Source organism: Sphingobium nicotianae, assembly GCF_018603885.1.
Taxonomy (GTDB): Bacteria; Pseudomonadota; Alphaproteobacteria; order Sphingomonadales; family Sphingomonadaceae; genus Sphingobium; species Sphingobium nicotianae.
Window position 1 is genome coordinate 70,057 of record NZ_JAHGAW010000016.1, and the last position, 21,492, is coordinate 91,548.

Annotated in this window: 25 protein-coding genes; 20 read left to right on the plus strand and 5 right to left on the minus strand. The window is 65.3% G+C overall.

Annotated features, from left to right (window positions below):
* Window positions 1-13 precede the first annotated feature (13 nt).
* A complete protein-coding gene (locus KK488_RS20215) occupies window positions 14-1,555 on the plus strand; it encodes an alpha/beta hydrolase domain-containing protein (protein ID WP_250890822.1) in 1,542 nt (513 codons plus the stop codon).
* Window positions 1,556-1,590: 35 nt separating this feature from the next.
* Here the strand turns inward: KK488_RS20215 and KK488_RS20220 are convergent, their stop codons facing one another.
* Window positions 1,591-3,285 (minus strand): amidohydrolase, encoded by a 1,695-nt coding sequence (locus tag KK488_RS20220; RefSeq protein WP_250890824.1) that lies wholly within the window; start codon window positions 3,283-3,285, stop codon window positions 1,591-1,593.
* Window positions 3,286-4,195: 910 nt separating this feature from the next.
* On the opposite strand from KK488_RS20220, the gene KK488_RS20225 reads away from it, so the two are divergent.
* The 4 genes from KK488_RS20225 (at window position 4,196) to KK488_RS20240 (ending at window position 6,717) form a co-directional block, all read left to right on the plus strand.
* Window positions 4,196-4,981 (plus strand): helix-turn-helix transcriptional regulator, encoded by a 786-nt coding sequence (locus tag KK488_RS20225; RefSeq protein WP_214625530.1) that lies wholly within the window; start codon window positions 4,196-4,198, stop codon window positions 4,979-4,981.
* 71 nt (window positions 4,982-5,052) lie between these two features.
* Entirely contained in the window at window positions 5,053-5,658 is a 606-nt protein-coding gene (locus KK488_RS20230) for an acyl-homoserine-lactone synthase (protein WP_214625531.1), read from the plus strand.
* Window positions 5,655-6,521 (plus strand): phytanoyl-CoA dioxygenase family protein, encoded by an 867-nt coding sequence (locus KK488_RS20235; RefSeq protein WP_214625532.1) that lies wholly within the window; start codon window positions 5,655-5,657, stop codon window positions 6,519-6,521. The genes KK488_RS20230 and KK488_RS20235 overlap by 4 nt, the downstream gene beginning before the upstream one ends.
* A gap of 10 nt (window positions 6,522-6,531) precedes the next feature.
* A complete protein-coding gene (locus KK488_RS20240; protein ID WP_214625533.1) occupies window positions 6,532-6,717 on the plus strand; it encodes a transcriptional regulator domain-containing protein in 186 nt (61 codons plus the stop codon).
* 40 nt (window positions 6,718-6,757) lie between these two features.
* On the opposite strand, the gene KK488_RS20245 is transcribed toward KK488_RS20240, so the two are convergent.
* Window positions 6,758-7,048 carry a hypothetical protein gene (locus KK488_RS20245; protein ID WP_214625561.1) on the minus strand — a complete coding sequence of 97 codons (291 nt, stop codon included), beginning with the start codon at window positions 7,046-7,048 and terminating at the stop codon, window positions 6,758-6,760.
* Between KK488_RS20245 and KK488_RS21845 the strand changes: the two genes are divergently transcribed.
* On the plus strand, window positions 7,007-7,255 hold the full coding sequence (locus KK488_RS21845) for a DNA -binding domain-containing protein (protein ID WP_432653879.1): 249 nt from the start codon (window positions 7,007-7,009) through the stop codon (window positions 7,253-7,255). The two genes, KK488_RS20245 and KK488_RS21845, sit on opposite strands and share 42 nt — an antisense overlap.
* Window positions 7,256-7,258: 3 nt before the next feature.
* Here the strand turns inward: KK488_RS21845 and KK488_RS20255 are convergent, their stop codons facing one another.
* Window positions 7,259-7,501: a helix-turn-helix domain-containing protein gene (locus tag KK488_RS20255; RefSeq protein WP_349356943.1), complete on the minus strand. Its 243-nt coding sequence runs from the start codon at window positions 7,499-7,501 to the stop codon at window positions 7,259-7,261.
* A 94-nt stretch (window positions 7,502-7,595) separates the two neighbouring features.
* Between KK488_RS20255 and KK488_RS20260 the strand changes: the two genes are divergently transcribed.
* The 5 genes from KK488_RS20260 (at window position 7,596) to KK488_RS20280 (ending at window position 12,447) form a co-directional block, all read left to right on the plus strand.
* Window positions 7,596-7,835 carry a hypothetical protein gene (locus KK488_RS20260; RefSeq protein ID WP_349356944.1) on the plus strand — a complete coding sequence of 80 codons (240 nt, stop codon included), beginning with the start codon at window positions 7,596-7,598 and terminating at the stop codon, window positions 7,833-7,835.
* A 363-nt stretch (window positions 7,836-8,198) separates the two neighbouring features.
* Window positions 8,199-9,182, plus strand: coding sequence for an ArdC family protein (locus KK488_RS20265; protein WP_214625536.1), 984 nt, complete (start codon window positions 8,199-8,201; stop codon window positions 9,180-9,182).
* The gene (locus KK488_RS20270) at window positions 9,179-9,601 is read left to right on the plus strand and encodes a DUF2958 domain-containing protein (protein WP_214625537.1); all 423 of its coding nucleotides are present in this window, start codon (window positions 9,179-9,181) and stop codon (window positions 9,599-9,601) included. The genes KK488_RS20265 and KK488_RS20270 overlap by 4 nt, the downstream gene beginning before the upstream one ends.
* An 84-nt stretch (window positions 9,602-9,685) precedes the next feature.
* The gene (locus KK488_RS20275) at window positions 9,686-11,458 is read left to right on the plus strand and encodes a ParB/RepB/Spo0J family partition protein (RefSeq protein ID WP_214625538.1); all 1,773 of its coding nucleotides are present in this window, start codon (window positions 9,686-9,688) and stop codon (window positions 11,456-11,458) included.
* Window positions 11,459-11,679: 221 nt separating this feature from the next.
* A complete protein-coding gene (locus KK488_RS20280) occupies window positions 11,680-12,447 on the plus strand; it encodes an HNH endonuclease (RefSeq protein WP_214625539.1) in 768 nt (255 codons plus the stop codon).
* 16 nt (window positions 12,448-12,463) lie between these two features.
* Here KK488_RS20280 and KK488_RS20285 read toward each other — a convergent pair whose 3' ends face one another.
* Window positions 12,464-12,682 carry a hypothetical protein gene (locus KK488_RS20285; protein WP_214625540.1) on the minus strand — a complete coding sequence of 73 codons (219 nt, stop codon included), beginning with the start codon at window positions 12,680-12,682 and terminating at the stop codon, window positions 12,464-12,466.
* Between the two features lie 162 nt (window positions 12,683-12,844).
* On the opposite strand from KK488_RS20285, the gene KK488_RS20290 reads away from it, so the two are divergent.
* The 7 genes from KK488_RS20290 to rlxS all read left to right on the plus strand — a co-directional run bounded on the left by KK488_RS20290 (window position 12,845) and on the right by rlxS (window position 17,848).
* Complete coding sequence (locus KK488_RS20290; RefSeq protein ID WP_214625541.1) at window positions 12,845-13,012, plus strand: hypothetical protein; 168 nt, start codon at window positions 12,845-12,847, stop codon at window positions 13,010-13,012.
* Window positions 13,013-13,065: 53 nt separating this feature from the next.
* Entirely contained in the window at window positions 13,066-13,365 is a 300-nt protein-coding gene (locus KK488_RS20295) for a DUF736 domain-containing protein (RefSeq protein WP_214625542.1), read from the plus strand.
* Window positions 13,366-13,641: 276 nt separating this feature from the next.
* Window positions 13,642-13,872, plus strand: coding sequence for a helix-turn-helix domain-containing protein (locus KK488_RS20300; RefSeq protein ID WP_214625543.1), 231 nt, complete (start codon window positions 13,642-13,644; stop codon window positions 13,870-13,872).
* Window positions 13,869-14,450, plus strand: a complete 582-nt coding sequence (locus KK488_RS20305; protein ID WP_214625544.1) for a S26 family signal peptidase — start codon at window positions 13,869-13,871, stop codon at window positions 14,448-14,450. The genes KK488_RS20300 and KK488_RS20305 overlap by 4 nt, the downstream gene beginning before the upstream one ends.
* A complete protein-coding gene (locus KK488_RS20310; RefSeq protein WP_214625545.1) occupies window positions 14,438-15,046 on the plus strand; it encodes a lytic transglycosylase domain-containing protein in 609 nt (202 codons plus the stop codon). The genes KK488_RS20305 and KK488_RS20310 overlap by 13 nt, the downstream gene beginning before the upstream one ends.
* A gap of 235 nt (window positions 15,047-15,281) precedes the next feature.
* On the plus strand, window positions 15,282-15,641 hold the full coding sequence (locus KK488_RS20315; RefSeq protein ID WP_250890826.1) for a hypothetical protein: 360 nt from the start codon (window positions 15,282-15,284) through the stop codon (window positions 15,639-15,641).
* Window positions 15,642-15,883: 242 nt separating this feature from the next.
* Window positions 15,884-17,848 (plus strand): relaxase/mobilization nuclease RlxS, encoded by a 1,965-nt coding sequence (gene rlxS, locus KK488_RS20320; protein ID WP_214625547.1) that lies wholly within the window; start codon window positions 15,884-15,886, stop codon window positions 17,846-17,848.
* Here rlxS and KK488_RS20325 read toward each other — a convergent pair whose 3' ends face one another.
* Window positions 17,849-18,328: a very short patch repair endonuclease gene (locus KK488_RS20325; RefSeq protein WP_214625548.1), complete on the minus strand. Its 480-nt coding sequence runs from the start codon at window positions 18,326-18,328 to the stop codon at window positions 17,849-17,851.
* A gap of 77 nt (window positions 18,329-18,405) precedes the next feature.
* Between KK488_RS20325 and KK488_RS20330 the strand changes: the two genes are divergently transcribed.
* Window positions 18,406-20,004, plus strand: coding sequence for a DNA cytosine methyltransferase (locus KK488_RS20330; RefSeq protein ID WP_250890829.1), 1,599 nt, complete (start codon window positions 18,406-18,408; stop codon window positions 20,002-20,004).
* Window positions 19,994-21,490: an ATP-binding protein gene (locus tag KK488_RS20335; protein ID WP_214625550.1), complete on the plus strand. Its 1,497-nt coding sequence runs from the start codon at window positions 19,994-19,996 to the stop codon at window positions 21,488-21,490. Before KK488_RS20330 ends, KK488_RS20335 begins: the two co-directional genes overlap by 11 nt.
* The last annotated feature ends 2 nt before the right edge of the window (window positions 21,491-21,492 follow it).

Genomic DNA, 21,492 nt, shown 5'->3' on the forward strand with positions numbered 1-21,492 from the left:
ATAGGGGGCCGGAATGGCAAGAAACAAGACCGCGTTGCTGGTCGGATTGACTGTCGTTCTGGCATCGCCTGCAGCGACGCGCACGGCCATCTCGCCAGCAACTCCTTCCCTGCCTGAGGTCGAAGGACCAATCCCAGTATCCACCTCTTCGCGGCCATGGGCCCAGGCCTCGTCCGCCGTGGAACCGGTCGATCTCGCCAAAGCAGGATTTGTCGAAGAGGAGTTCTTTGTGCGTGGTATCGCCCGCACGTTGGACTGGCCGGCAGCCGGCAAGCTCGATGAACTTGCTCGCGGGCCCTATGTGACACGGATTCTGGTGCGTCGGCCGCGCGATGCAAGCCGGTTTAGCGGCACCGTGGTCGTGGAACCGATGAACCCATCGATCCGGTACGACGCGCCACTAATCTGGGGTAGCGCCTGGCGACACTTCGTTCGCCATGGTGATGCCTGGGTCGGTGTTACGATCAAGCCAGTGGCAATCGCCTCACTCCAGGAGTTTGATGCGAAGCGTTATGCCGGGCTTGGCTTTCCCAATCCGCTCCCGCCATCGCAGACCTGCGGGCAGGATCGACTGCCTATGCCACGCGGGGGGCTGCCCGCCGAGGCGACGCCGGCGACCGAAAACGGGCTCATCTGGGACGCCCTCAGCCAGGTTGGCGCGCTTCTAAAAAGCGACAGCTCACAAAATCCCCTGCAAGGCTTCGCAGTCAGTCGGCTCTATATGAGCGGAGACTCCCAGTCCGGCGGCTTCATCTTCAACTATGCCGAGGCAATCCATCCCTTCGTCCTGAATGCTGCCGGGAAGCCGCTATGGGATGGTTATGTTGCGACGGTCGCGACTGGCCCAGGGCTGCCGATGCACCAATGTGCCGACCCGATTCCGCCGGGCGATCCGCGATTGGAAATTCGCCCCGTCGGCGTGCCACTGATCACACTTGTCTCGCAGAGTGAGATCCGTTCCTTGCGTCGCCGTCCGGACGGTGACGTCGCGCCGGACCTCTATCGCGCGTATGAGCTTGCCGGTTCCTCCCATGTGCATCTCGGAGATGATGCTGGAACACCATCTCCTGCAGACATCGACCGCACCAGCGGGCGCGGCTTTGTATCGACAGGTGAGTGCAAGGAAGACGGTGCCCTGGGCAATGACGTTCCTCTCGGATTTTTCCTCGGCGGGATCTTTGCCAATCTCGAGGATTGGTCATCTAAGGGAATAGCGCCGCCACGCGGTGAGCCCATGGCTATAGCCTCTCCCGGCACGCCGCAGGCACAGGCGCACACGGATCGTTTCGGTAATATACTTGGCGGCGTCCGCTCTCCGCAGCTCGATGTTCCCACCGCTCGCTATCATGCTGGCATGGACGGTCCGGGCATATGCAGTTTGTGGGGATGGCGCGAACCGCTCTCCAAGTCGGAGCTCACTGAACTCTATCCGACCAAGAGCACATATATCGGCAAGGTGAACGTCAACGTTACGCAGTTGGTGCGAGAGCGCTGGCTGGAATCGGCCGATGGGGAGGCGCTTCTCGCCCGCGCGAACGCAGAGCAGCTTCCTTGAAAAATGGCGAGCGCCGGAGCGCTCGCCAGTCTTGATCAGTTTCCGGCGGGCGCAGTTGCAGCATCGTAGACTTTCTCGCCCTCGATGTAGGTCATCAGCACCTTAGTATTGTGAACATCGGTGATCGGCACCTCGAAGATGTTGCGGTCGATCACGACGAAGTCGGCGAACTTGCCCGTCTCGAGACTCCCCGTGGCATAGTCGAAGTTCCCCTGCCGAGCCGACGCGATCGTAAACAGTTCGACCGCTTGCTTGAGCGTGATGCGCTCCTCAGGGCCGAGGACCTTGCCACCGCCGCCAGGCGCTTGGCGGGTGACCATAGTCTCAAGAGCATACCAAGGGCTGACCGAGGTCGTGACCGGCCAATCCGAACCTGGCACGACCATAGCGCCCGCGTCCAGAGCATCCTTGATCGGGATCCAGCGGGACATGAGATCAGGCCGAACGGCCTTTTCGATGTCATCCATGATCGGCGAGGGCGAAAGCAGGTATGGCGAGAATTCGAAGGTGGCCTCGATCGACTTGGCCCTGCGGATGTCGTCCATGTTCACGAAGCTGTTGTGGGCAACGTTGTGATAGTTGTGATTGAATCCATTGGCTTTCCGGGCCGCTGCGATAGCATCGAGGCCAGCGCGAACGGCAGCGTCGCCGGCCGCGTGGAATTTGACCGTCAGGCCCTCGCGATCGAACTCAACAACCAAGGCATTGAGCTTTGCCTGGTCGACCATGAGGAGACCCTTCTCCCGGATCTCGTCGCCGGCCTTGGCCCCAGGAAGCGGCATATAGGGCTCGAGCATCGCGGCCGTGTGACTGTCGGTCGGAACGCCATCGAGCTGCATCTTGATGCATGAAGGCGTAAATCTCGGGCGAGCATAATAGTTACGCAGTTTCAGCAGATTTTGGTCGACGTAGAAGAGGCAACCCCGGACCCGCTGCTTCAGTTCGCCCTTGTCGCTGAGATCGCTGTAGGCCTGCGCGGTGGTGGTTGTCAGGAGCGCATCGTCGAAGGCAGTGATGCCTTGTGCCAGCAAGGAATCGAGACCCTTCTTGAGGGCCTCAGCATGGCGCTCACGGGTTGCCGGCGGAATATTTCTCGACACCAGATTGGACGCGCTTTCGCGCAGCAGGCCTGTCGGCTCTCCCTTGGCGTCGCGCTCGATGATGCCATTGGGGGGATTGGGGGTGTCGCGCGTAATGCCGGCAAGCTTCAGCGCAGCAGAGTTCGCCCAGTTGCTGTGTCCGCTGATGTCGTTGAGCATGACGGGATTGTTCGGAGCAATCTTGTCGAGCATCGCCTTGTTCGGCGGCGTCTTGCCGAAGGAAGCTGCTTCATAAGCTCGCCCAGTGATCCAGTCGCCGGGCTTTGCATTCTTCACGCAGCCGGAGACGATATTGAGCAGTTCCGCCGGTTTGGCATCATGAGGAAGTGCGCATTGGAAAAACTGCATGCCGGCGCCGCCGGGGTGAACGTGCATGTCATGCAATCCGGGCATCACCATCTTACCGCCCAGATCGATGACCTTCGTCGAAGAGGTCCGATAAGGAGTCATTGCCACGTCGTCACCTATGGCAACGATAGTGCCATGCGCCACTGCCATGGCGGTTGCCCAGCCCCCAGGGATCAGCAGGCGGCCGTTTTGGAGAATTAAGTCGGCAGAAATAGCCGGCTGCGCAGGCGACTGGGGAAGTGCTGGCGAGGAAATCGCAATCGCAGCAATTCCAAGTGCCAAGCTTATAAGATGACGACGCATTGGTATCCACTCCAAGATGAAGGGCGGATTGTGCGCCCCGAAGTTTGAACGAGGTCGTCATTTCTGAACGACGAGCGAGGCTGACACAGTGCGATGCAACCGTTCTTGACCAAAGCAGTCGTTTAATTGACAGATCGTGTCATTGGACCAGACAAGGCAGTTCGATCTCGCTGCCAAAAGTTCAGAGAGCAATCTTCAATAGAGGATCGTTAATGGCCGGTGCTGGCGCTCGAAGGGGACTGAAGGAATATGTCAAAGAAATGACCGAAATTATTAAAGTATATTAGATCAAGACATATCATTCTATTCTAGGTGGTTCAGATTCACGACCGCGATTAAGGCGCGGTAGGAAAAGAAGCATGACGAGTATTGCTACACCACCGGTCGTCGACAATTCCATGGCATGCATTGGCGTCTTATGCGGAGATCGCGCACTCAATCCCTTTGGCATGCTTCTCGAGATCGGAGCGGTGACGGGAAGCCGGGCCGAGGTTGTCCCGCACAGCGGATCGATGCAGATTATCGGGTTTCGTGAGCCTGTGCATGCGGCCGGTCGGACGAAACGGCGGCCGAGACAGCCACCCGCCGATCGCAGCCGCCCTCTACCGAGATTCGCAAATCAGACGGAACAACCTGATGAACAGATGCTAGCCAGAACCAGGACTAGCCTAAAAGCTCGCGATTTTGTTCGAATGGTCAAGGGGCAAGCATTGTTCGAATGCATGCCTTGTGCCGTGACTGGATGGTCCAATCTGCACTCTGCGCGACGGATCGATCCTGCTCGGACGGTTCGATCATGCATATCGGATCCTACTTTGCGGCCTCATTCCATCTAATGGAGGCTCCCCACGGAGCGTAGTTCTGTCCGAAGGTTGGAGGACGTGAAGGCATGTCGCTCGACTCTACCCGGCGCGAGAGAGGGTTTTGCCTCGCGTTGACCGACGCCATTGTGGGTGCGCTTCGGACTATTGCGTCAGTGAACGAACTCATTACCCTGATGGAGGTCGTGGCATGGGAAATGGACTTTCGTCACTATGCTCTGATCCATCACGATATTGGTACTGGGCTCGCCGGTAGGGTGGATCTGAAGGACTATCCAGCCGCCATTACGGAACATCTTTTTGGGCAACAGCGATATCGGCGTGATCCCGTTATTCGCGGCTGCGCCTTCGCTGACAGTGCCTTCCTCTGGTCAGACCTGTCACGTATTATGCATCTAGATCGAAATGATCGAGCAAGTTTTGCACTGGGCGCGCGAGAGGGCCTCAACGAAGGAATCACGGTTCCCTATGTTTGCCTCGGTGAGCGTATGGGATCCTGCACTTTTGCTGGCACCAGACGACCTGAAAATGCGCATCGTTATCTGGGCGCGGCTCAGATGATCGGTATATTCGCCTTCCAGTCAGCACGTCGGCTCGTGTCTGGCGAACGGCCGATTGCCCATAGCTCGCCGAGGTTGCATCCGCGCCCGCGCGACTGCGTAGTCCTGGCGGGGCGGGGGTTCTCGAACAAGGAAATCGCCCGAGCGCTTTGCCTGACGCCGCGCACGGTCGACGGCTATCTCACCGAAGCGCGACGCCTCTTCGACGCCCATGATCGCACCGAACTGGTCGTAAGCGCGGTGCTTGCGGGCGAGGTCGGCCTCCACGAGCTCGCGCGTCGTCAACCCGAGTAATCACTCGGCCTATTTCCGCTACCCCGTCGCTGCTTCCTTCGTGTGCGGAAATCACGAGCCCGGAGCACCCCATGATCCACGTCATCGACAACCATCTGGCAGCGGGAAATCGGCCGCTGCTGCAATCCATGTTCGCCGACCGCAAGCGCCTCTTCGTCGACCTGTTCGGCTGGGACGTGCCCGTGGTCGACGGCCAGTACGAGATGGACCAGTTCGACAATGCCGATACGGTCTACCTGATCGTCTCCGAGGAAGATGGCGGGCACGCGGCGTCGATCCGTCTCTTCCCGAGCACCCGGCCGCATATGCTCGGCGTGCTGTTCCCCCATCTCTGCCCCCTGGGGGTGCCAGTCGACGAGGCGACATGGGAAAGCACACGGCTGTGCCTGCCCCAGCGACACGGCGCTGAGCGGCGTCGCGAACTGCGCAATCTGCTCTTCTCCGCCATGGTCGATGTCGCGCTGGAGCGGGGCATCAAGCGCTACACCGGCGTCATCCCCGACCAGTTTCGCAAGGAAATTCTGTCCCTCGGCTGGCAGGCCGAACCACTCGGACCTGCGGTGCGGATCCCTGGCGGGCCGATCGGTGCCTTCCTCATCCATGTCCGGCCGGATACGCCTGAGCGGCTTGGCTGGACTGGCGTTTATTCCCCCGTGCTTGACCGGGTGCCGGCATGAGAGCCGCGGTCGATCGCCATGCCGCAGCGCTCGCGCGCGACGGTTGGTGCGTGTTTGGGCGCGCTGTCGAACCTGGCCTGATCGCCGAGATCGAGGCGGATCTTGAGCCTCGCTTCTCCGCGACACCATTGTGCCAGGGCGCATTCTACGGAGAACGGACCAGGCGCTTCGGTTCGCTGCTGACCCATTCACCGGGGATCGAGCGGCTGGCGATGCATCCGCGGGTCCTCGAGATCGTCGAGCAGATGCTGCTGCCATGGTGCGAGCGGATCGCGCTCAACCTCACCCAGGCGATTGAGATCCAGCCGGGCGCGCTGCCGCAGCTACCACACCGCGATCAGGACATGTGGCAAGGCCCGAAGGGCCGCCTCGAATACCTCGTCAACGTCATGTGGCCGCTAACTGCATTCCAGCGGGCAAATGGCGGTACCCGGCTCTGGACCGGAAGCCAGCTCGCTCAGGATATTCCCGTCCTCCCTGAAGAAGAGTCGGTCGTGCCTATGGTGTCGCCTGGCGACGCCCTGATCTTCCTCGGCTCGACCCTCCACGGCGGGGGCGGCAATGCCAGCCGCGCGCCGCGGCGAGGGATCGTCATCAGCTACTGCCTGGGATGGTTGAAGCCCTTTGAGCTGCAATGGCTGGTCTATCCGCCACAGGTGGCGCGGCACTTCGCGCCGGAACTGGCCGCGCTGGTCGGCTACGCGCAGCATCGGCCCAACCTGGGCAATGTCGAAGGGCAATGCCCGTCGATCCTGCTTGGTAGCCACGTTCCCGAGCATCTCCCGGCGATCGACGCCTTACGCCCGGACCAGGCCGAAGCAGCGGCCATGTTCGTCAGATCCCAGATGGGCGAGTTCGGCTGAGATCGTCACGATGAGCGCTCTTGATCCTGCGGCCTATGAGGCCATCATCCGGCGGGGGCGCAGCGCGCTGGCCTGGGAAGTGCTTCGGCGCGACCCGGCCTACCGTGTTGCCTATGCGGCTTTGCCGGCCCTGCCTCTGGCGGGCGTCGCGGCCGAGGCCGACTTCGTCGCGGAGTGGGGAATGCACTTTTGCTGAGGATCCTGCCCGGACATGCGCCTCGGTGCTGCCGATATGGTCAGCAGTCGTTGACCCGCGCGTGCTCGCCGTGCGCGCCATGAGGCCATTCCAGGTAGACGGACGGATCGTCGACGCTCACGCAGCGGATGTTCGCATGCTGCGGGCGCCAAATAGCGAACATCTGATAATCGATGGTGGGGGCGAACCCATTCGACTCGATGTAATCGAGGGTACAATGGCGGCTGGGCCGGTCGTGCTTCGATTCGACTTGGCCGACGATGATCACCTCGACGCCCGGATCGCCGCAATGCGCGCGCTTCGCTGCTCGGTCCCCAATGGACGACGCCACATCCGCTTGGTCCGCAAGTTACTCGCCTTGCAGGCAGTGGACGCGCGCAATGCGGGCGCGAGTTTGAGGGAGATCGCTGAAAATCTGCTGGGACGGGGTGAGTGGCCCGGCGACGGCGAGCATCGAAAGTCCAACGTGCGGCGACTACTGGACTCAGGCGAGGACATGCTTCGCGCGGGCCCGCGAGCGATTTTAGCAGGAAAGTAGCGCCTAGTCTTCGACGGGCTGCACGAGGTCAGCTGGCATGGCATCGACCGATTGAGCAAGCATCCAGATCGAAATGGCGGTGGGGTTTCGCTGTCCGCGCTCCAGCCAACCGATATAGCTCTGCGAAAATCCCGATTTCTCGGCAACGGCTTCCTGGGTCAGTCCCTTGCTTTTCCTCAGCCGAGCGAAATTGCTCCCAATCACCTTTCGCATGTCCATCGACCCACGGTCGAGGAATTGCTTCACGCCGGTTATTCATTATATTGAATATCGTGGAAGCGACCGCCTGCGTGAGTAATGAGGCATGGGGACAATTGATCGTTTAGCGCCGTCTGGTGATGTGGCTGTCGACTATGATCGCCGCCATCTCGCGCTGTACGCCGCATTGCTCGAAGCAGCCGACGCCGGCCGCAATTGGCAGGACGCCGCTTCCTTCCTGATGCGTCTCGACGTTACGAAGGACCATGCCGAGGCTTGCTGGCGCTCCCATATCGAGCGAGCTCGTTGGATCGTTGGCGATGGCCTTGCGATCGCCATTGATGCGTTCTCCGAGCGCAGGCCGGAAATTATAGCAGAATAAGGCCGGCGCCTCGCACGTTCGTGCGACCGCGCTCTACTTCGACCATCGCTGTCGCGCCGGTCTCCGCCGAGCCCCTGACGGGTCTCGGCCTTCCGGTCACGATCGCTGGCGTGGCTGTGGACGCCGCGCGGTCGCGCGGCGGCGTTGCTTGTGCCTCTCCCGGTACGGCGGGTGCGGGCGCCGCTCCCGGCTAGGCCCGTCGCGGCCTGCGGCAACCCCTTCGCTGCGCTTCGGGGTGCTCCACTTACGTTCCGCCCTACGGTGCTGCCGGCCACTGGAGCCGGGCCTCTTGGTCGCTCTTCGCCGCCCACCCCCGCCTTCCGGGGAGGCTTGCTGCTTTTTGGGTGGCGATGGAGGATAGCGATGCGAGAAGCCGCTAACCGTAGTTCCCGCCGCAAGGGTGCAGGCGAAGATCGTGAGACCGAGAACCGCGCGAGCCTCTATGACGAGGTGACCGCGCTGGTCATAGCCGAGCTGGAGGCCGGGCGGTTGCCGTGGGTCCAGCCATGGGGATCGACCGGCAGCGCCGGGCCCGGCCTGCCGCGCAATGCGCTGACCGCGCGCAATTATTCTGGCGTGAATGTCCTGATCCTGTGGGGCGCGGTCATCAAGCATGGCTGGCCGTCGCAATCGTGGTTGACCTTCCGGCAGGCGCAGGAGGCGGGCGGATGCGTCCGCAAGGGCGAGCATGGCGTGACCGTCGTCTATGCCGACCGCTTCACCCCCGAGGCCGAGAAGGAACGCGCATCCCGCGAGGGCGGCGACCCCAAGGCGGTGCCCTTCCTCAAGCGCTTCACCGTGTTCAATGTGGCGCAGTGCGAGGGGCTGCGCGCAGGGCTGGCGTCCGATCCGGCATCCTTGCCCGAGCGCGAGATCGTGCCCGTCGCCGAGGAGGTCATCGCAGCCTCCGGCGTCGATTTCCGCATCGGCGGGACACGGGCCTTCTATGTGCCGTCCCAAGATTTCGTGCAGGTGCCGCCACAGCCCGCCTTCTTCGAGCAGATCAACTATTACCGGACCTGCCTGCACGAACTGACCCACGCCACCGGCCACGCCAAGCGGCTCGGGCGTGACCTTCACAATGCGTTCGGCAGCAAGGACTATGCCCGCGAGGAACTGGTCGCCGAGATGGGCTCGGCTTTCCTCTGCGCCGCGCTCGGCATCGTGCCGACCGTCCGCCACGCCGACTATATCGGATCATGGCTGGAGGTGCTGCGCGAGGACAGTCGCGCGATCTTCCGCGCCGCCAGCGCCGCGACCAAGGCCGCCGACTGGCTGCTCGCCCGCTACGCGCAGGCGCAGGACGAGAGGCTGACCGCAGACACGCGGCTGCGGTCAGCGGCATGACCCTAGTCACCCCCGAGCTTCGTTTCGCGCTGCGCGCGAACGACATCAACCGGCGCGCCGCGCAGCGCGCCGACCGGCCCGAACCCGATCCCGTCCCGGTGCTCAAGCTGTTCAATCCGCTGGGCGCGGCGACATGGCTGGCGACCGAACTCGCCGAGGATGGCGACACGCTGTTCGGCCTTGCCGACCTCGGCTTCGGCTGCCCGGAACTCGGCTCGTTCAGCCTCTCCGAAATTCGAGCCGTCCGCCTGCCTTACGGGCTGTGGATCGAACGTGACCTGTCGTTCGAGAGCACGTTCCCGCTGTCGGTCTGGTCCGAATGGGCGCGCCGAGCGGGTTCGATCCTTTGGGCAGAAACCCTGCTGCGTCGCGCCGCCCAGAGCGGCGCAGACCCCGAACTTCCGCCGAACGGCGGATGACGCAGGCGGCCGTTCGCCGCCATTCGTAAGCCGATCCGCCATCCCGGAAAGAGCGACGGACCGGCACTCACAAGGAGTGAAGCCATGAAACTCGAATTCATCGACATTGGCAACATCGACGACAGCGCGGTGAACATGCGCCACGCGAAGAAGGCCCCGGACGTGTCCGATATCCTGCCGACCGTCCGCAGGCGCGGCATCATCGTGCCCGTGATCCTGCGGCCCGGCATCGCCGAGGGTCGCTTCGAACTGGTCGCCGGGCGCAGGCGCGTCCACGCCGCGCGGATGGCGCGGGCCGAGGACGGCGCGGACCCCGAGCTCGGCCGGGTACCTGCCGCGATCATGAAGGCGGGCGACGATGCCGCCGCGCTGGAAGCCTCGTTGATCGAGAACATCGCGCGGCTCGACCCCGACGAGGTGACCCAGTGGGAGACGTTCACCCGGCTGGTCAGGGAAGGCCGCGAGGTGTACGACATCGCTATGACCTTCGGTCTTCCCGACCTCACGATCCGCCGCGTGCTGGCGCTCGGCAACCTGCTCCCGCGAATCCGTAGCCTCTACGCGCAGGAGAAGATCGACCGCACCACCGTCCGCCACCTGACCCTTGCCAGCAAGAGCCAGCAGAAGGCGTGGCTGGCGCTCCACGACGACCCCGACGCCTATGCCCCGAGCGGCCATCAGTTGAAGGCGTGGCTGTTCGGCGGGCAGTCGATCGCCGCCAAGATCGCGCTGTTCGACCTCGACAGCTATGCCGGTGCGACCGTCGCCGACCTGTTCGGCGAGGACCGCTACTTCGCGGACCCCGATGCCTTCTGGACGGCGCAGGACGCCGCCATCGAGGCGCGGCGCGTGGCCTATCTGGAGGATGGCTGGAGCGATGTCGTCATCGTCCCCGCGTCCGAGCATTTCCATTCGTGGGAATATGAGAAGGCCCCGAAGCGAAAGGGCGGGCGCGTCTATGTCGATGTCCGCGCGACCGGCGAGGTGACCTTCCACGAAGGCTATCTGACGCGCAAGGAAGCCCGCCGCGTGGCGAGCGGCGAGGCTCCCGAAGCGCCGAAGCCGCAGCGTCCCGAACTGACTTCGACCCTGCAGACCTATGTCGATCTGCACCGTCACGCCGCCGTTCGCGCCGCGCTGCTCACCCGTCCCGAGGTGGCACTGCGTCTGATGGTCGCCCATGCCATCGTCGGTTCGCACCTGTGGCGGGTGTCGCCGGAACCGCAGACGACGCGCAGAGACGAGGTGCGCGAGAGCATCGAGACGGCGCGCGGCGAGACGGTGTTCGACGAACGCCGCCGAGCCGTGCTCGACATGCTCGGCTTCGGTTCCGAGGAGGCGACCGTCACCGGCGGCGATGGCGATGACCATGGTGTCGCGGGCGTGTTCCTGCGGCTGATCGAGCTTCCCGACCCCGCCGTCATGGAGGTGATCACGGTCGTGATCGGCGAGACGCTGGCGGCAGGCAGCGCCGCCGTCGAGGCGGTCGGCACCGAGATCGGCATCGACATGGCCGACTGGTGGCAGGCCGACGAGGCCCTGTTCGGGCTGATCCGCGACCGCGAGGTGCTGGGTCGGATGGTCGGCGAGGTCGCGGGACAGCTGATCGCCACCGCCAATGCGGGCGAGAAGTCCAAGACCTTGAAGCGGATCATCGCCGACCATCTGGCCGGCGCCGATGGCCGCGCCAAGGTCGAGCGCTGGGTGCCGCGCTGGATGCAGTTCCCGCCGAGCGCCTACACCGCGCGCGGCGGGGTCGGCACCGTCGCCGCCCATGCCAGGGTCATCGCCGCGCGGGACATGCACACCGCGTCGGACCCCGACGATCAGGCCGAGCCGTTCAGGCAGGCGGCCTAAAATCATGCGGGCGGGGGAGCATCGGGTGAACAGCGCCCCACGCTGTTCAGGCCATGCCGGGGGCATGGCCGACCCGCTGCTCCCGCCCGCCTTTTCCGGACCCCGGAAATTCGGCCGCGCGCCTCCGCCGTTCCGGCGTCGGCGCGCGGATTCCCTTGTGCCGATCGGCGGCGGGATCGGCTATGTGATCACGCAGATGCAGGTGGGTCGCGGGACAATCGGTGCGAGAGATAGAAGACTTCACCGACGAACGGCTCAAGGTCTGGTGCATCCATTGCGGTGCCGAGATCGCCGACGTCGACAGCAATCGCGATCACGTCCCGACCAAATCCCTCCTCACGAAGGACCTGCGGGAACGCGGCGCCGACTATGATCGTGGCGAGGGCGACGACTTCGACTATCTTCCCCAGGTCGTCGTCTGCCGCCAGTGCAATTCGGGTTTCTCGCCGGACGAAAACTATCTGCTCTGCGTCCTGCACGCGGTGATGGCGGGCACGCTCTACCCCGATCCGAAGACGAATCCGGAGGCCGCGAGCATCCTGCGCAGCAACCGCCATGTCGTCCGCGCGCTCAAGAAGCGCCCCGACGGCCAGCTCCTGCTGTTCGACGACCTCCAGCCGTTCACCCTGTACCCCGACGCCGACCGGGTCCGCCGCGTGATCGTAAAGAATGCGCGCGGGCACGCCTATCACGAGATCGGCGAGCCGCTCCTCGAAGCGCCCGACCATGTCGCGTTCGTGCCGCTCGAGCAGCTGAGCGCCGAGCAGCGCGAAGCCTTCGAGTCCGCCGGCACACCCGGCGAGCTCGCCGTCTGGCCCGAGGTCGGCAGCCGGATGACCGTGCATCTGCTCGACGATCATGCCATGGTCGGTGGCTGGATCACGGTCGAACCGGGCCGTTATCGCTACGCGATCGACTGGTCCGGCGACGTCACGGTGAAGAGCGTGATCTGGGAATATCTCGCGACGGAAACGCGCTGGGAACGATAGGCCGGACGGACCCCGCCTACGGATTCGCCTTGCGACAGATCACCAGCTTGGTCCCGCCGCAGATCGCGCAGACGTCCTTGCGACGTTCGAATCCGCGCGTCCCCGCCAGCTCCCGCGTCTTGTGGTTGGCGTGCTGCCTGACTGACAGACCGAGCTTGTCGCTGATGCAGTCGTCGCAGATCGGGTCCGGCGACAGCCGCTCGATCAACCCGCGAACCTGATCCAGAACCGTCATCTCTCCCCCTTGCCGGACGTCTAGCGCACGCCGGGCGGAAGGCCAACGCGGACGGTGGAACGGTCCGAATCCGCCTCCGTCGCGGACACCCTTTCGCACCCTGGCGTGACGATCCGACAGCCTAGACCGCATCCTCTTCCGGGCGGTGCGACCCCGGCGGCCTTGATCGATCGCGGTCTGCCGCAGGCCGTCCTCTGCCGCGCAACGGCTTCGCCGACCTTCTTCCCCGGCGCGGTGCCCGCGCCTTCCTCGCGAGGCAAGAAGCCCGGCTCGGGCCGTCCTCCGCTGCGCTCCGGCCTGACGGTGCGCGCCGTCCGGCCAGCGGCCTGACAACCGCATCGAGGCCGCATGGGGCGGCATCGACCCATCGAATGGAGGTTATCATGGCACAGATCGGCAGCTTCACCCGCGGCGAGGGCGGCGTCTACAACGGCGAGATCCGGACCCTCACGCTTCGCGTCAAGGCCAGCATCCGGCCGGTCGATCGCGAGAACGACAAGGCGCCGGACCATCGCGTCAGCGCCGGCGGCGTCGAGTTCGGCGCGGGCTGGACCAAGGCGGCGCGCGACACCGGCGCGGAATATCTGAGCCTCAAGCTCGACGATCCGTCCTTCCCGGCGCCGATCTACGCTACCCTGACGCAGGGCGACAACGGCGAGCACAAGCTCATCTGGTCGCGCTGAACACGGTGCCCCGCGCGCTCCGGCGCGCGGGGTTCGAGCGGTGAGCCGGATTTGCCATAGCTCGCGAGGGACCTTGCAGGCGGGGGCGTCTGCATGCGTCCGCTTTCCGTCGCGCGGGGCTTCGGACCCGCGCCACCCGGCCTCACCCGCACCGCTCGCATCGGGTGTGTCGGAATCCGGACTCCGGTTTTCGACACTGCCCGCCCGGTGTTCCGCCCGTCATCCCCGGTGCCGCGGACGCACGGTCGCGATCCGCTTCGCCAGGACAACGCCCCGATGGACACCGATGACGATATCGCCCGGGCGAACCGCGCCAAGCGCGGCTCGCCCTTCCTCAACACCGACCAGGCCGCCGCCTATCTCAAGCTGTCGAGCCGGCTGCTCAAGCGCCTGCGTCGGGCGGGCAAGGGCCCAGTGTTCCGGCGGCACAGCCGGTTCGTCCAGTACCATATAGACGACCTCGATGCCTGGTCCGGCGAGCAGGCCGCGCGCGAGATCGGCCGGTGACGGGCCGCCGCGACCGCGCGGGCGATGCCCCGCTGCTCGCCTGGGGCGACGCGCTGCGTGCCGACAAGCTGCGCCGAAGCCGCCTTCGCAGGCGCGTCGCGATCACCGGCGCGGGCATCGCGCTCGTGCTCGCCAGTGCAGCCCTTCCGCCAGCGCCGCGTCTCGTCTGGAACGCCAGCGCGAGCGCGCCGGTCGGTCTCTACGCCGTGTCGCCCGGTGCAGCCTTGGCGCCCGGTGACATGGTCATCGCGCGTGTCCCCGACCCCTTCCGGCGGCTCGCGGGGGAGCGCCGATACCTGCCGATGAACGTGCCGCTCGTGAAGCGCGTCACGGCCCTTGCCGGTGACGAGGTCTGCGCCCTCGGTCAGGAGATCTTCGTCAACGGTCGCTGGACCGCCGAACGCCGGCTTGCCGATGGACGGGGCCGGTCGATGCCGATGTGGTCGGGTTGCGTGCGGCTCCGCTGCGGCCAGCTGTTCCTGCTGATGGACAGTCCGGCCTCGTTCGACGGGCGCTATTTCGGCGTGACCGAGGCTGGCGACATCGTCGGAAAGGCGCGGCTGATATGGCACCGCTGAAGCTGATCGCATGTGCGGCGGCGCTGGTCGCCGCCGTGCCGGCGCGGGCGGAGAGCGTCGCCGACTGGCGGCCATGGATCACCGAGGCGTCGCTCCGCTTCGGCGTTCCGACCGCATGGATCGAGCGGGTGATGCAGGCCGAAAGCCGTGGCCGGACCAGGCTCGATGGCCGCCCCATCCGCAGCCGGGCCGGGGCGATGGGGCTGATGCAGCTGATGCCCGCGACCTGGGCGGCGATGCGACAGCGGCTCGGCCTCGGCGCCGATCCGGACAATCCACGCGACAACATCCTTGCCGGCACCTTCTACCTGCGCCTGATGTACGACCGCTTCGGCTATCCCGGCCTCTTCGCCGCCTACAATGCCGGCCCCGGCCGATACGCTTCGCATCTGGCCACCGGCGGCGCGCTCCCCGGCGAGACGGTCGCCTATCTGCGGACCGTGGGCGGAGTGGCATCGACGGCGCCATCGGGCGTGGTCGAGGCACCGCGCGAGACGCTGTTCGCCGTGCGCTATCAAGGAACGCAGCAGCCTCGATCGGCCGACCCTGCGCCCTCGCAGACCACGTTGTTCGCGGTGCGACGTGATGGTCGATGAGGCGATGTCACGCGCGAACGAGAGGTGGGAGGCTCGTCTCGACAGGCCCAGCATGACGGCTGGCGGAACGGCTATCAAGGCCCGCGGGTGCCCCCCAATTTTCTTCGAAAATCGGTTCCCCCCACGTCCGCTTCGCGGCGCTTCCGCTTGCGCTCCAGCGGCCCTGACAGCCGCTCCGCCACCCGTCCCTCGGACGCCGTTCTCGATGGTGAGGACGCAAGCGTTGGAGGTCATGATGAGCATGTATCAGAGCATCGGAACGGCGTCGGATCGCGTGATGGCGACGCTGATGGCGGGTCTGGAAATTGAGTTCGGGCGCGGTGCCGGAGAGGCACTGGCGCAGCGCTTCCTGGACGCGGAGGAGACCGATTTCCTCTGGGATGCCCGGCTCGAGGAGCGCTGGATCGGGTCCTACGAGAGCATCGACGACGATGATCTGGAGCTCGACCGGATAGCGATCTGCGGGCGACTGGACGGTCGCTGGTTCGCGAGCGTGATGCTCGTGGATGGCGACGGAATGGCGCACGGGACGATGGGGAAGCGCTGCTTCCGGTCGCGCAGATCGGCCCATGAAGCGATGATCGATGCGCATTGATCGCGGGTTGATCGGCAGGGACAGGCGGCGTCGGACCGGCGCTGCTTCTCCCCCTTTTTTGAGCCGGGAAGGTCGGGAGGAAGGGGGGAAGGGAAAACAAGATAAAGGCAGTGTCTCGCGACCCTGCTCAAGTTATTGTCTGCACGTCGTTTTTTCACGAGACAAGCCGCCCAGGCCGCGAGACTCCGCGGAAGGAAACTTCCGGAATCCGGCACTTTCCTTCCGAAATCGCGAGACTCGCCATGGATGACGACGACTTCACCCCGAAGCTCGGTCGGACGAAGGGGAAGGACGGGAAGAAGGTGCTGCGCTACGGCAGCCGGATCGTGGTCGCGGCGCGGCTTGCCGGGGCCAGGACCGGCATCGTCGGCCGCCGTTTCGACGGCAGCCGGATCGGCCGCGGCGCCAGCATCGGCCGTCTGCTGTCCGGCCGCGACCGGTTCTCCGGTCTCAGGAGCCGCCGCGCGATCGTGAAGACCCGGCTCGTGAGGCTGGGAGCGAAGGGTCTGCCGGGCGCCCGGGCGCATCTGCGCTACATCCAGCGCGACGGCGTCACCCGGGAGGGCGCGGCGGGCGAGCTGTACGGCCGGGATGCCGACCAGGCCGACGGCAAGGCCTTCCTCGAGCGGTGCGACGGCGATCGGCATCAGTTCCGCTTCATCGTCTCGGCCGAGGACGGCGCCGAATACACCGACCTCAAACCCTATGTCCGGCGCCTGATGACCCAGGCCGAGCACGACCTCGGCACGAAGCTCGACTGGGTCGCGGTCGACCATTTCAACACCGACCAGCCGCATACCCATATCATGCTGCGCGGCGTCGATGATCGCGGCGAGAACCTGATCATCGCGCGCGAGTACATCGCCCACGGCTTTCGCGAACGCGCCGCCGAGCTGGCGACGATCGATCTCGGGCCGCGCACCGATCGCGAGATCGAGAACCGGCTGCGGCACGATGTCGAGCAGGAACGGCTGACCACGATCGACCGCCGTCTGATCCGCCACATGGACGACGAGCGGACCGTGACCGCGGCGAGCAACGACCCGTTCCAGCAGTCGGTTGCTGCCGGCCGGCTGCGCAGGCTCGGCACGATGGGCCTGGCGGAGGACCTGGGACATGGACGCTGGCGCCTCGCCGACGGCATCGAGGACACGCTGCGGCGCATGGGCGAACGCGGCGACATCATCCGCACGATGCAGCGCGAGCTGACGGCGCGGATGCTCGATCGCGCCGGTGTCGATCGCCGCATCCACGACACGCCGAGCGACGAGATCATCGGGCGGGTCATCCACCGCGGCTTCTCCGACGAGCATCGCGACCGCCACTATCTGATCGTCGACGGGATCGACGGCCGGGTCCATTATCTCGACATCGGTCGCGGCGACCTCACCGAGCCGACCCCGGAGGAGTCGATCGTCAGGATCGCACCGCGCAATGCCGGTGTGCGCGACGTCGATCGGACGGTCGCCGAGGTCGCGAAGGGCAATGGCGGGCGCTACTCGATCGACGCCCATCTCCGCCACGATGCCGGTGCGAGCCAGGATTTCGCGGAGACGCATGTCCGGCGGCTCGAGGCGATGCGCCGGGCCGGTGCCGGCGTCGAACGCAACGCCGATGGCAGCTGGACGATCACGGCGGATCATCTCGACTATGCCGCCCGACACGAGGCGCGCGGACTGCGCGACCGCCCGGTCGACATCGAGACCGTGTCGGCGATGCCCATCGCACGGCTCGAGACCGCCGATGCCGCGACATGGCTCGACCGGCAGATCGGCGCGGTGACGCCCGTGCCGGTGCGCGATGCCGGATTCGGTCGCGAGGTCCGGTCGTCGCTCGATGTGAGGCGTCAGTGGCTGGTTCAGCAGGAACTCGCCGACATGGACGGGGACAAGGTCCGCCTGCGCCCGAATGCGATCATGCTGCTCCAGCGCCGGGAACTGCTCGGTGCCGGAGACCGGCTCGCCGGCGAACTGGGCAAGCCGTTCGTGGAGGTGCAGGTCGGCAGCCCGGTCGAAGGCCGGCTCACCCGGCGCGTCGATCTGGCCAGCGGGCGGTTCGCGCTCGTCGAGCAATCGCGCGAGTTCACGCTCGTCCCGTGGCGACCAGTGCTCGAACGGCAGATCGGCAGCAAGGTAAGCGGACTGATGAGGTCGGACGGGGTGAGCTGGCGCTTCGGCCGTGACCGCGGGGGTCCGCAGATCGGCTGATCAGCCCGGCGTCGCGTTACCCTCGGCGCGGCGTCTCACGAGACCGCTGTCGAAGTCGCCGGCGCCGTTGCGCAGCCAGTCCGCGATCCTGTCGGCGAGGTCGTCCGCACCCGATCCGCGAAGACCGCACTCCCATGCGACTGCCACGCGCCATCCCGCGCGATGCAGGGCATCGATCGCCGCACCGTCGCGCACGACGTTCCGATCGAACTTCTGCTGCCAGAATTCGGCGTTGGACGCGGGCGTGGTGCACCAGTGACAGCCCTCGTGGCGGTGCCAGAAGCAGCCATGCACGAAAGCAACGGCCTTGTACCGCGGAAAGACCAGGTCCGGCTTTCCCGGCAGGCCGGGCGCGTGGAGACGAAAGCGGATGCCCGCTGCGTGCAGCCGTTGCCGGAGCACGCGCTCGGGCTTCGTGTCCTTGCCACGAATGCCCGCCATCATGCGCGACCGGGTCGCCGAATCAACTGTGTCCACCATGGACCTTGGCCTGTCTTTTCCGAGTACAGATGCTATTCGTTGCGCAACTCTCCAGCGGGACTGAAAGCGCACGATTCTTGTCCACATATTCTGTCGTCGACATATTTGCAGGTCCGGGGGGACTGGCCGAGGGATTTTCGAGCGTTTCGGGAATTGATGGCGCGCGCGCGTTCGACATCGCGCTGTCGATCGAGAAGGATGCCGCCGCCCATTCGACGCTGAGACTGCGTGCGTTCCTGCGCCAGTTCGAAGGCGACCTGCCGGATCGATACTACGAGTTTCTGAACCACGGCGGTGACGAGCCGGACTGGGCGACCGAATTTCCGGACGAGTGGAACGCGGCCGTCGCCGAAGCGTGGCAGATGGAGCTCGGCAAGGAGAATTCGGATCTTCGGCTGAACGCGCGGCTCGATCACATTCGGGAAAGCTCCAGCGGCAACGTCGTTCTGATCGGCGGGCCTCCCTGTCAGGCCTATTCGCTCGTCGGACGCGCCCGGAACCAGGGCAAGGAAGGGTACGTCGCGAGCGAGGATCACCGGCATTTCCTCTACGAGGAATATATCCGGATCCTCGACCGCCTCCGGCCGGCCGCCTTCGTCATGGAAAACGTCAAGGGGATGCTGTCCTCCTCGGTCGACGGCGAGAACCGGATCTTCGATCAGGTGCTGAAGGATCTGCGCGGAGAGGAGCGCGACGGCGCACGATATCATCTCATCGCGCTGGCCCCCGGCGAGCGCCGCCAGTTCGACTTCGGCCGCTTCGCGCCGAAGGGCAGCGATTTCGTCATCCGGGCCGAGAACTTCGGCGTGCCGCAGGCGCGCCACCGCGTCATCGTGATCGGCCTGCGGTCCGATCTCGCGAGCGGCGTGCCCGACACCGAGCTCGCGGACCTGATGGTGCGGCACACCCTCAAGGCAACCGTCGGTCAGGTGATCGCGGGAATGCCGAAGCTGCGCAGCGGCCTCAGTCGCGGCGCCGACAGCGAGGACGACTGGCGTCAGATCGTGTCGGCCGCGATGGCGTTCGTGGCGGATGTCGACACCGGCCTCTCCGACGACCAGCAGCTCGCCTTCAACCTTGCCGCAGCACGCCACCTTGGCGAGTTTCGCGCCCTGAACTTCCTCCCCGGCCGGGAAGGTCACGGCACCGGCATCTCGCCGGACTGTCCGAGGGATCTCGCCGAATGGCTGACCGATTCCCGCCTCGAGACGCTGCCCAATCACCAGGCTCGCAGCCACATGGCGAGCGATCTCGCGCGCTACTTCTTCGCAGCCGTGTTCGCAGAGGTGACGGGCAAGTCGCCGAAGGCCTCGGATTTTCCCGAAGAGCTCGCCCCCGAACATCAGAACTGGTCATCGGGAAAGTTTGCCGATCGCTTCCGCGTCCAGGTCACCGGCGGTCCCTCGACTACGGTCACCAGCCACATCTCGAAGGACGGGCACTACTTCATCCATCCCGACCCGCAGCAGTGCCGCAGCCTGACGGTCAGGGAAGCCGCTCGCCTCCAGACCTTCCCGGACAACTATCTCTTCAAGGGCAACCGCACCCAGCAGTACGTCCAGGTCGGCAATGCGGTGCCCCCGCTCCTGGCACGCTGGATCGGCGAGGCGCTCGCCACGATCCTCGCAACCCGCGTCGCTCCTGCCGAAGACAGGAAGCTCAGCCATGTCGCCTGAGTACGACATTGCGAGCCCGGGCGCAGCCGAGCTCTTCGAATCCCTTCGAGCGTTCGGCTACGACCTTCCCACGGCGCTCGCCGACATCATCGACAACAGCATTTCCGCCAGTGCCCGGAACATCTGGATCGACATGACCTGGGATGGCGCCGCATCGCGCATCACGATCCGGGACGACGGCAGGGGCATGACCGAAGACGCGCTCCGGCAGGCGATGCGGCCGGGGAGTCTCAGCCCGCTCGAAGATCGGGCCGCAAACGATCTCGGCCGGTTCGGTCTCGGAATGAAGACGGCGTCGATCTCGCAATGCCGCTGCCTGACCGTCATGTCGAAGCCTCGTGACGGCGAAGCGTGCATCCGTCGCTGGGACCTCGACTACATTGCATCGACCGGCACCGGCGAGTGGCGGCTCCTCAAGGGGAGCGACCTGCTCACCGACACGGACCGCCGTCTCCTCGAGGAGCAGGATCAGGGCACGATCCTGTTCTGGGATCGGCTGGATCAGCTGGTCGGCGATGCCGCGGTCGACGACGAGACGGCCCAGAAGCATTTCCGCGAGCGCGCGGATGCCGTGAAGGCCCATCTGGCAATGGTGTTCCACCGTTTCCTGCGCGGCCGGAATGCGATCAGGCTCCATCTCAACGGGCGCCCGATCGAGGCATGGGATCCGTTTCTCGAAGATACCGACAAGGTCGATCCGCTTCCGGCGGAGACGCTCGTGGCCGATGGGGAGGCGGTGGAGGTCAAGGCATTCATCCTGCCGCACCACACCCGGATCACGCCCGAGCAGCACGCCGGCGCTGCGGGACCGCGCGGCTGGAACGCCCATCAGGGCTTCTACATCTACCGGAACAAGCGCCTGCTCGTCGCCGGCGACTGGCTCGGTCTCGGCATGCAGAAGGAGGAGCACTTCAAGCTCGCGCGCATCCGCATCGATCTCGCCAATTCCGCAGATCTCGCCTGGCAGATCGACGTCAAGAAATCCCGGGCACGGCCACCGGCAGCGCTGCGCCGCGATCTTCTGCGGATCGCCCGCGCGGCCCGCGGACAGGCATCCAGCATCTATCGTCATCGCGGCAAGGTCGTGCAGCGCAAGCTCGGCAGCAACGACGTGTTTCTCTGGAACCACGTCGTGAAGCGGGGGAAGACCTACTACAAGATCAACCGCGACCACCCGCTCGTGCGCAAGGTGCTCGAGACGGCCGACGACAAGGCTCCGGTCCGCGCGCTTCTCGCGCTCGTCGAACAGACGATCCCGGCACCGCTCATCGTGATCAACAACGCGGAGACGCCCGACGGCTTCGGGCAGCCGTTCGAGGACTCGTCGGCCGATCTCAGAACGGCGATGGCCGAGACGTTCCAGGCTCTGATCGAGGGCGGTCGCGGCCGTCCCGATGCGGCCCGCGCGCTCCTGACAATGGAGCCGTTCAACCAGTATCCCGAAATGGTGGCAGTCTTTCTCGAGGAAGCGGCGACCGGACAGTAACA

Bases quoted from the DNA above. Each gene is read 5' to 3' on its own strand.
- KK488_RS20215 (WP_250890822.1), top strand. From the start codon at position 14: ATGGCAAGAAACAAGACCGCGTTGCTGGTCGGATTGACTGTCGTTCTG.
- KK488_RS20225 (WP_214625530.1), top strand. From the start codon at position 4,196: ATGTCGCTCGACTCTACCCGGCGCGAGAGAGGGTTTTGCCTCGCGTTG.
- KK488_RS20230 (WP_214625531.1), top strand. From the start codon at position 5,053: ATGATCCACGTCATCGACAACCATCTGGCAGCGGGAAATCGGCCGCTG.
- KK488_RS20235 (WP_214625532.1), top strand. From the start codon at position 5,655: ATGAGAGCCGCGGTCGATCGCCATGCCGCAGCGCTCGCGCGCGACGGT.
- KK488_RS20240 (WP_214625533.1), top strand. From the start codon at position 6,532: ATGAGCGCTCTTGATCCTGCGGCCTATGAGGCCATCATCCGGCGGGGG.
- KK488_RS21845 (WP_432653879.1), top strand. From the start codon at position 7,007: ATGCGCGCGCTTCGCTGCTCGGTCCCCAATGGACGACGCCACATCCGC.
- KK488_RS20265 (WP_214625536.1), top strand. From the start codon at position 8,199: ATGCGAGAAGCCGCTAACCGTAGTTCCCGCCGCAAGGGTGCAGGCGAA.
- KK488_RS20270 (WP_214625537.1), top strand. From the start codon at position 9,179: ATGACCCTAGTCACCCCCGAGCTTCGTTTCGCGCTGCGCGCGAACGAC.
- KK488_RS20275 (WP_214625538.1), top strand. From the start codon at position 9,686: ATGAAACTCGAATTCATCGACATTGGCAACATCGACGACAGCGCGGTG.
- KK488_RS20285 (WP_214625540.1), bottom strand. From the start codon at position 12,682: ATGACGGTTCTGGATCAGGTTCGCGGGTTGATCGAGCGGCTGTCGCCG.
- KK488_RS20295 (WP_214625542.1), top strand. From the start codon at position 13,066: ATGGCACAGATCGGCAGCTTCACCCGCGGCGAGGGCGGCGTCTACAAC.
- KK488_RS20300 (WP_214625543.1), top strand. From the start codon at position 13,642: ATGGACACCGATGACGATATCGCCCGGGCGAACCGCGCCAAGCGCGGC.
- KK488_RS20310 (WP_214625545.1), top strand. From the start codon at position 14,438: ATGGCACCGCTGAAGCTGATCGCATGTGCGGCGGCGCTGGTCGCCGCC.
- KK488_RS20315 (WP_250890826.1), top strand. From the start codon at position 15,282: ATGAGCATGTATCAGAGCATCGGAACGGCGTCGGATCGCGTGATGGCG.
- rlxS (WP_214625547.1), top strand. From the start codon at position 15,884: ATGGATGACGACGACTTCACCCCGAAGCTCGGTCGGACGAAGGGGAAG.
- KK488_RS20325 (WP_214625548.1), bottom strand. From the start codon at position 18,328: ATGGTGGACACAGTTGATTCGGCGACCCGGTCGCGCATGATGGCGGGC.
- KK488_RS20335 (WP_214625550.1), top strand. From the start codon at position 19,994: ATGTCGCCTGAGTACGACATTGCGAGCCCGGGCGCAGCCGAGCTCTTC.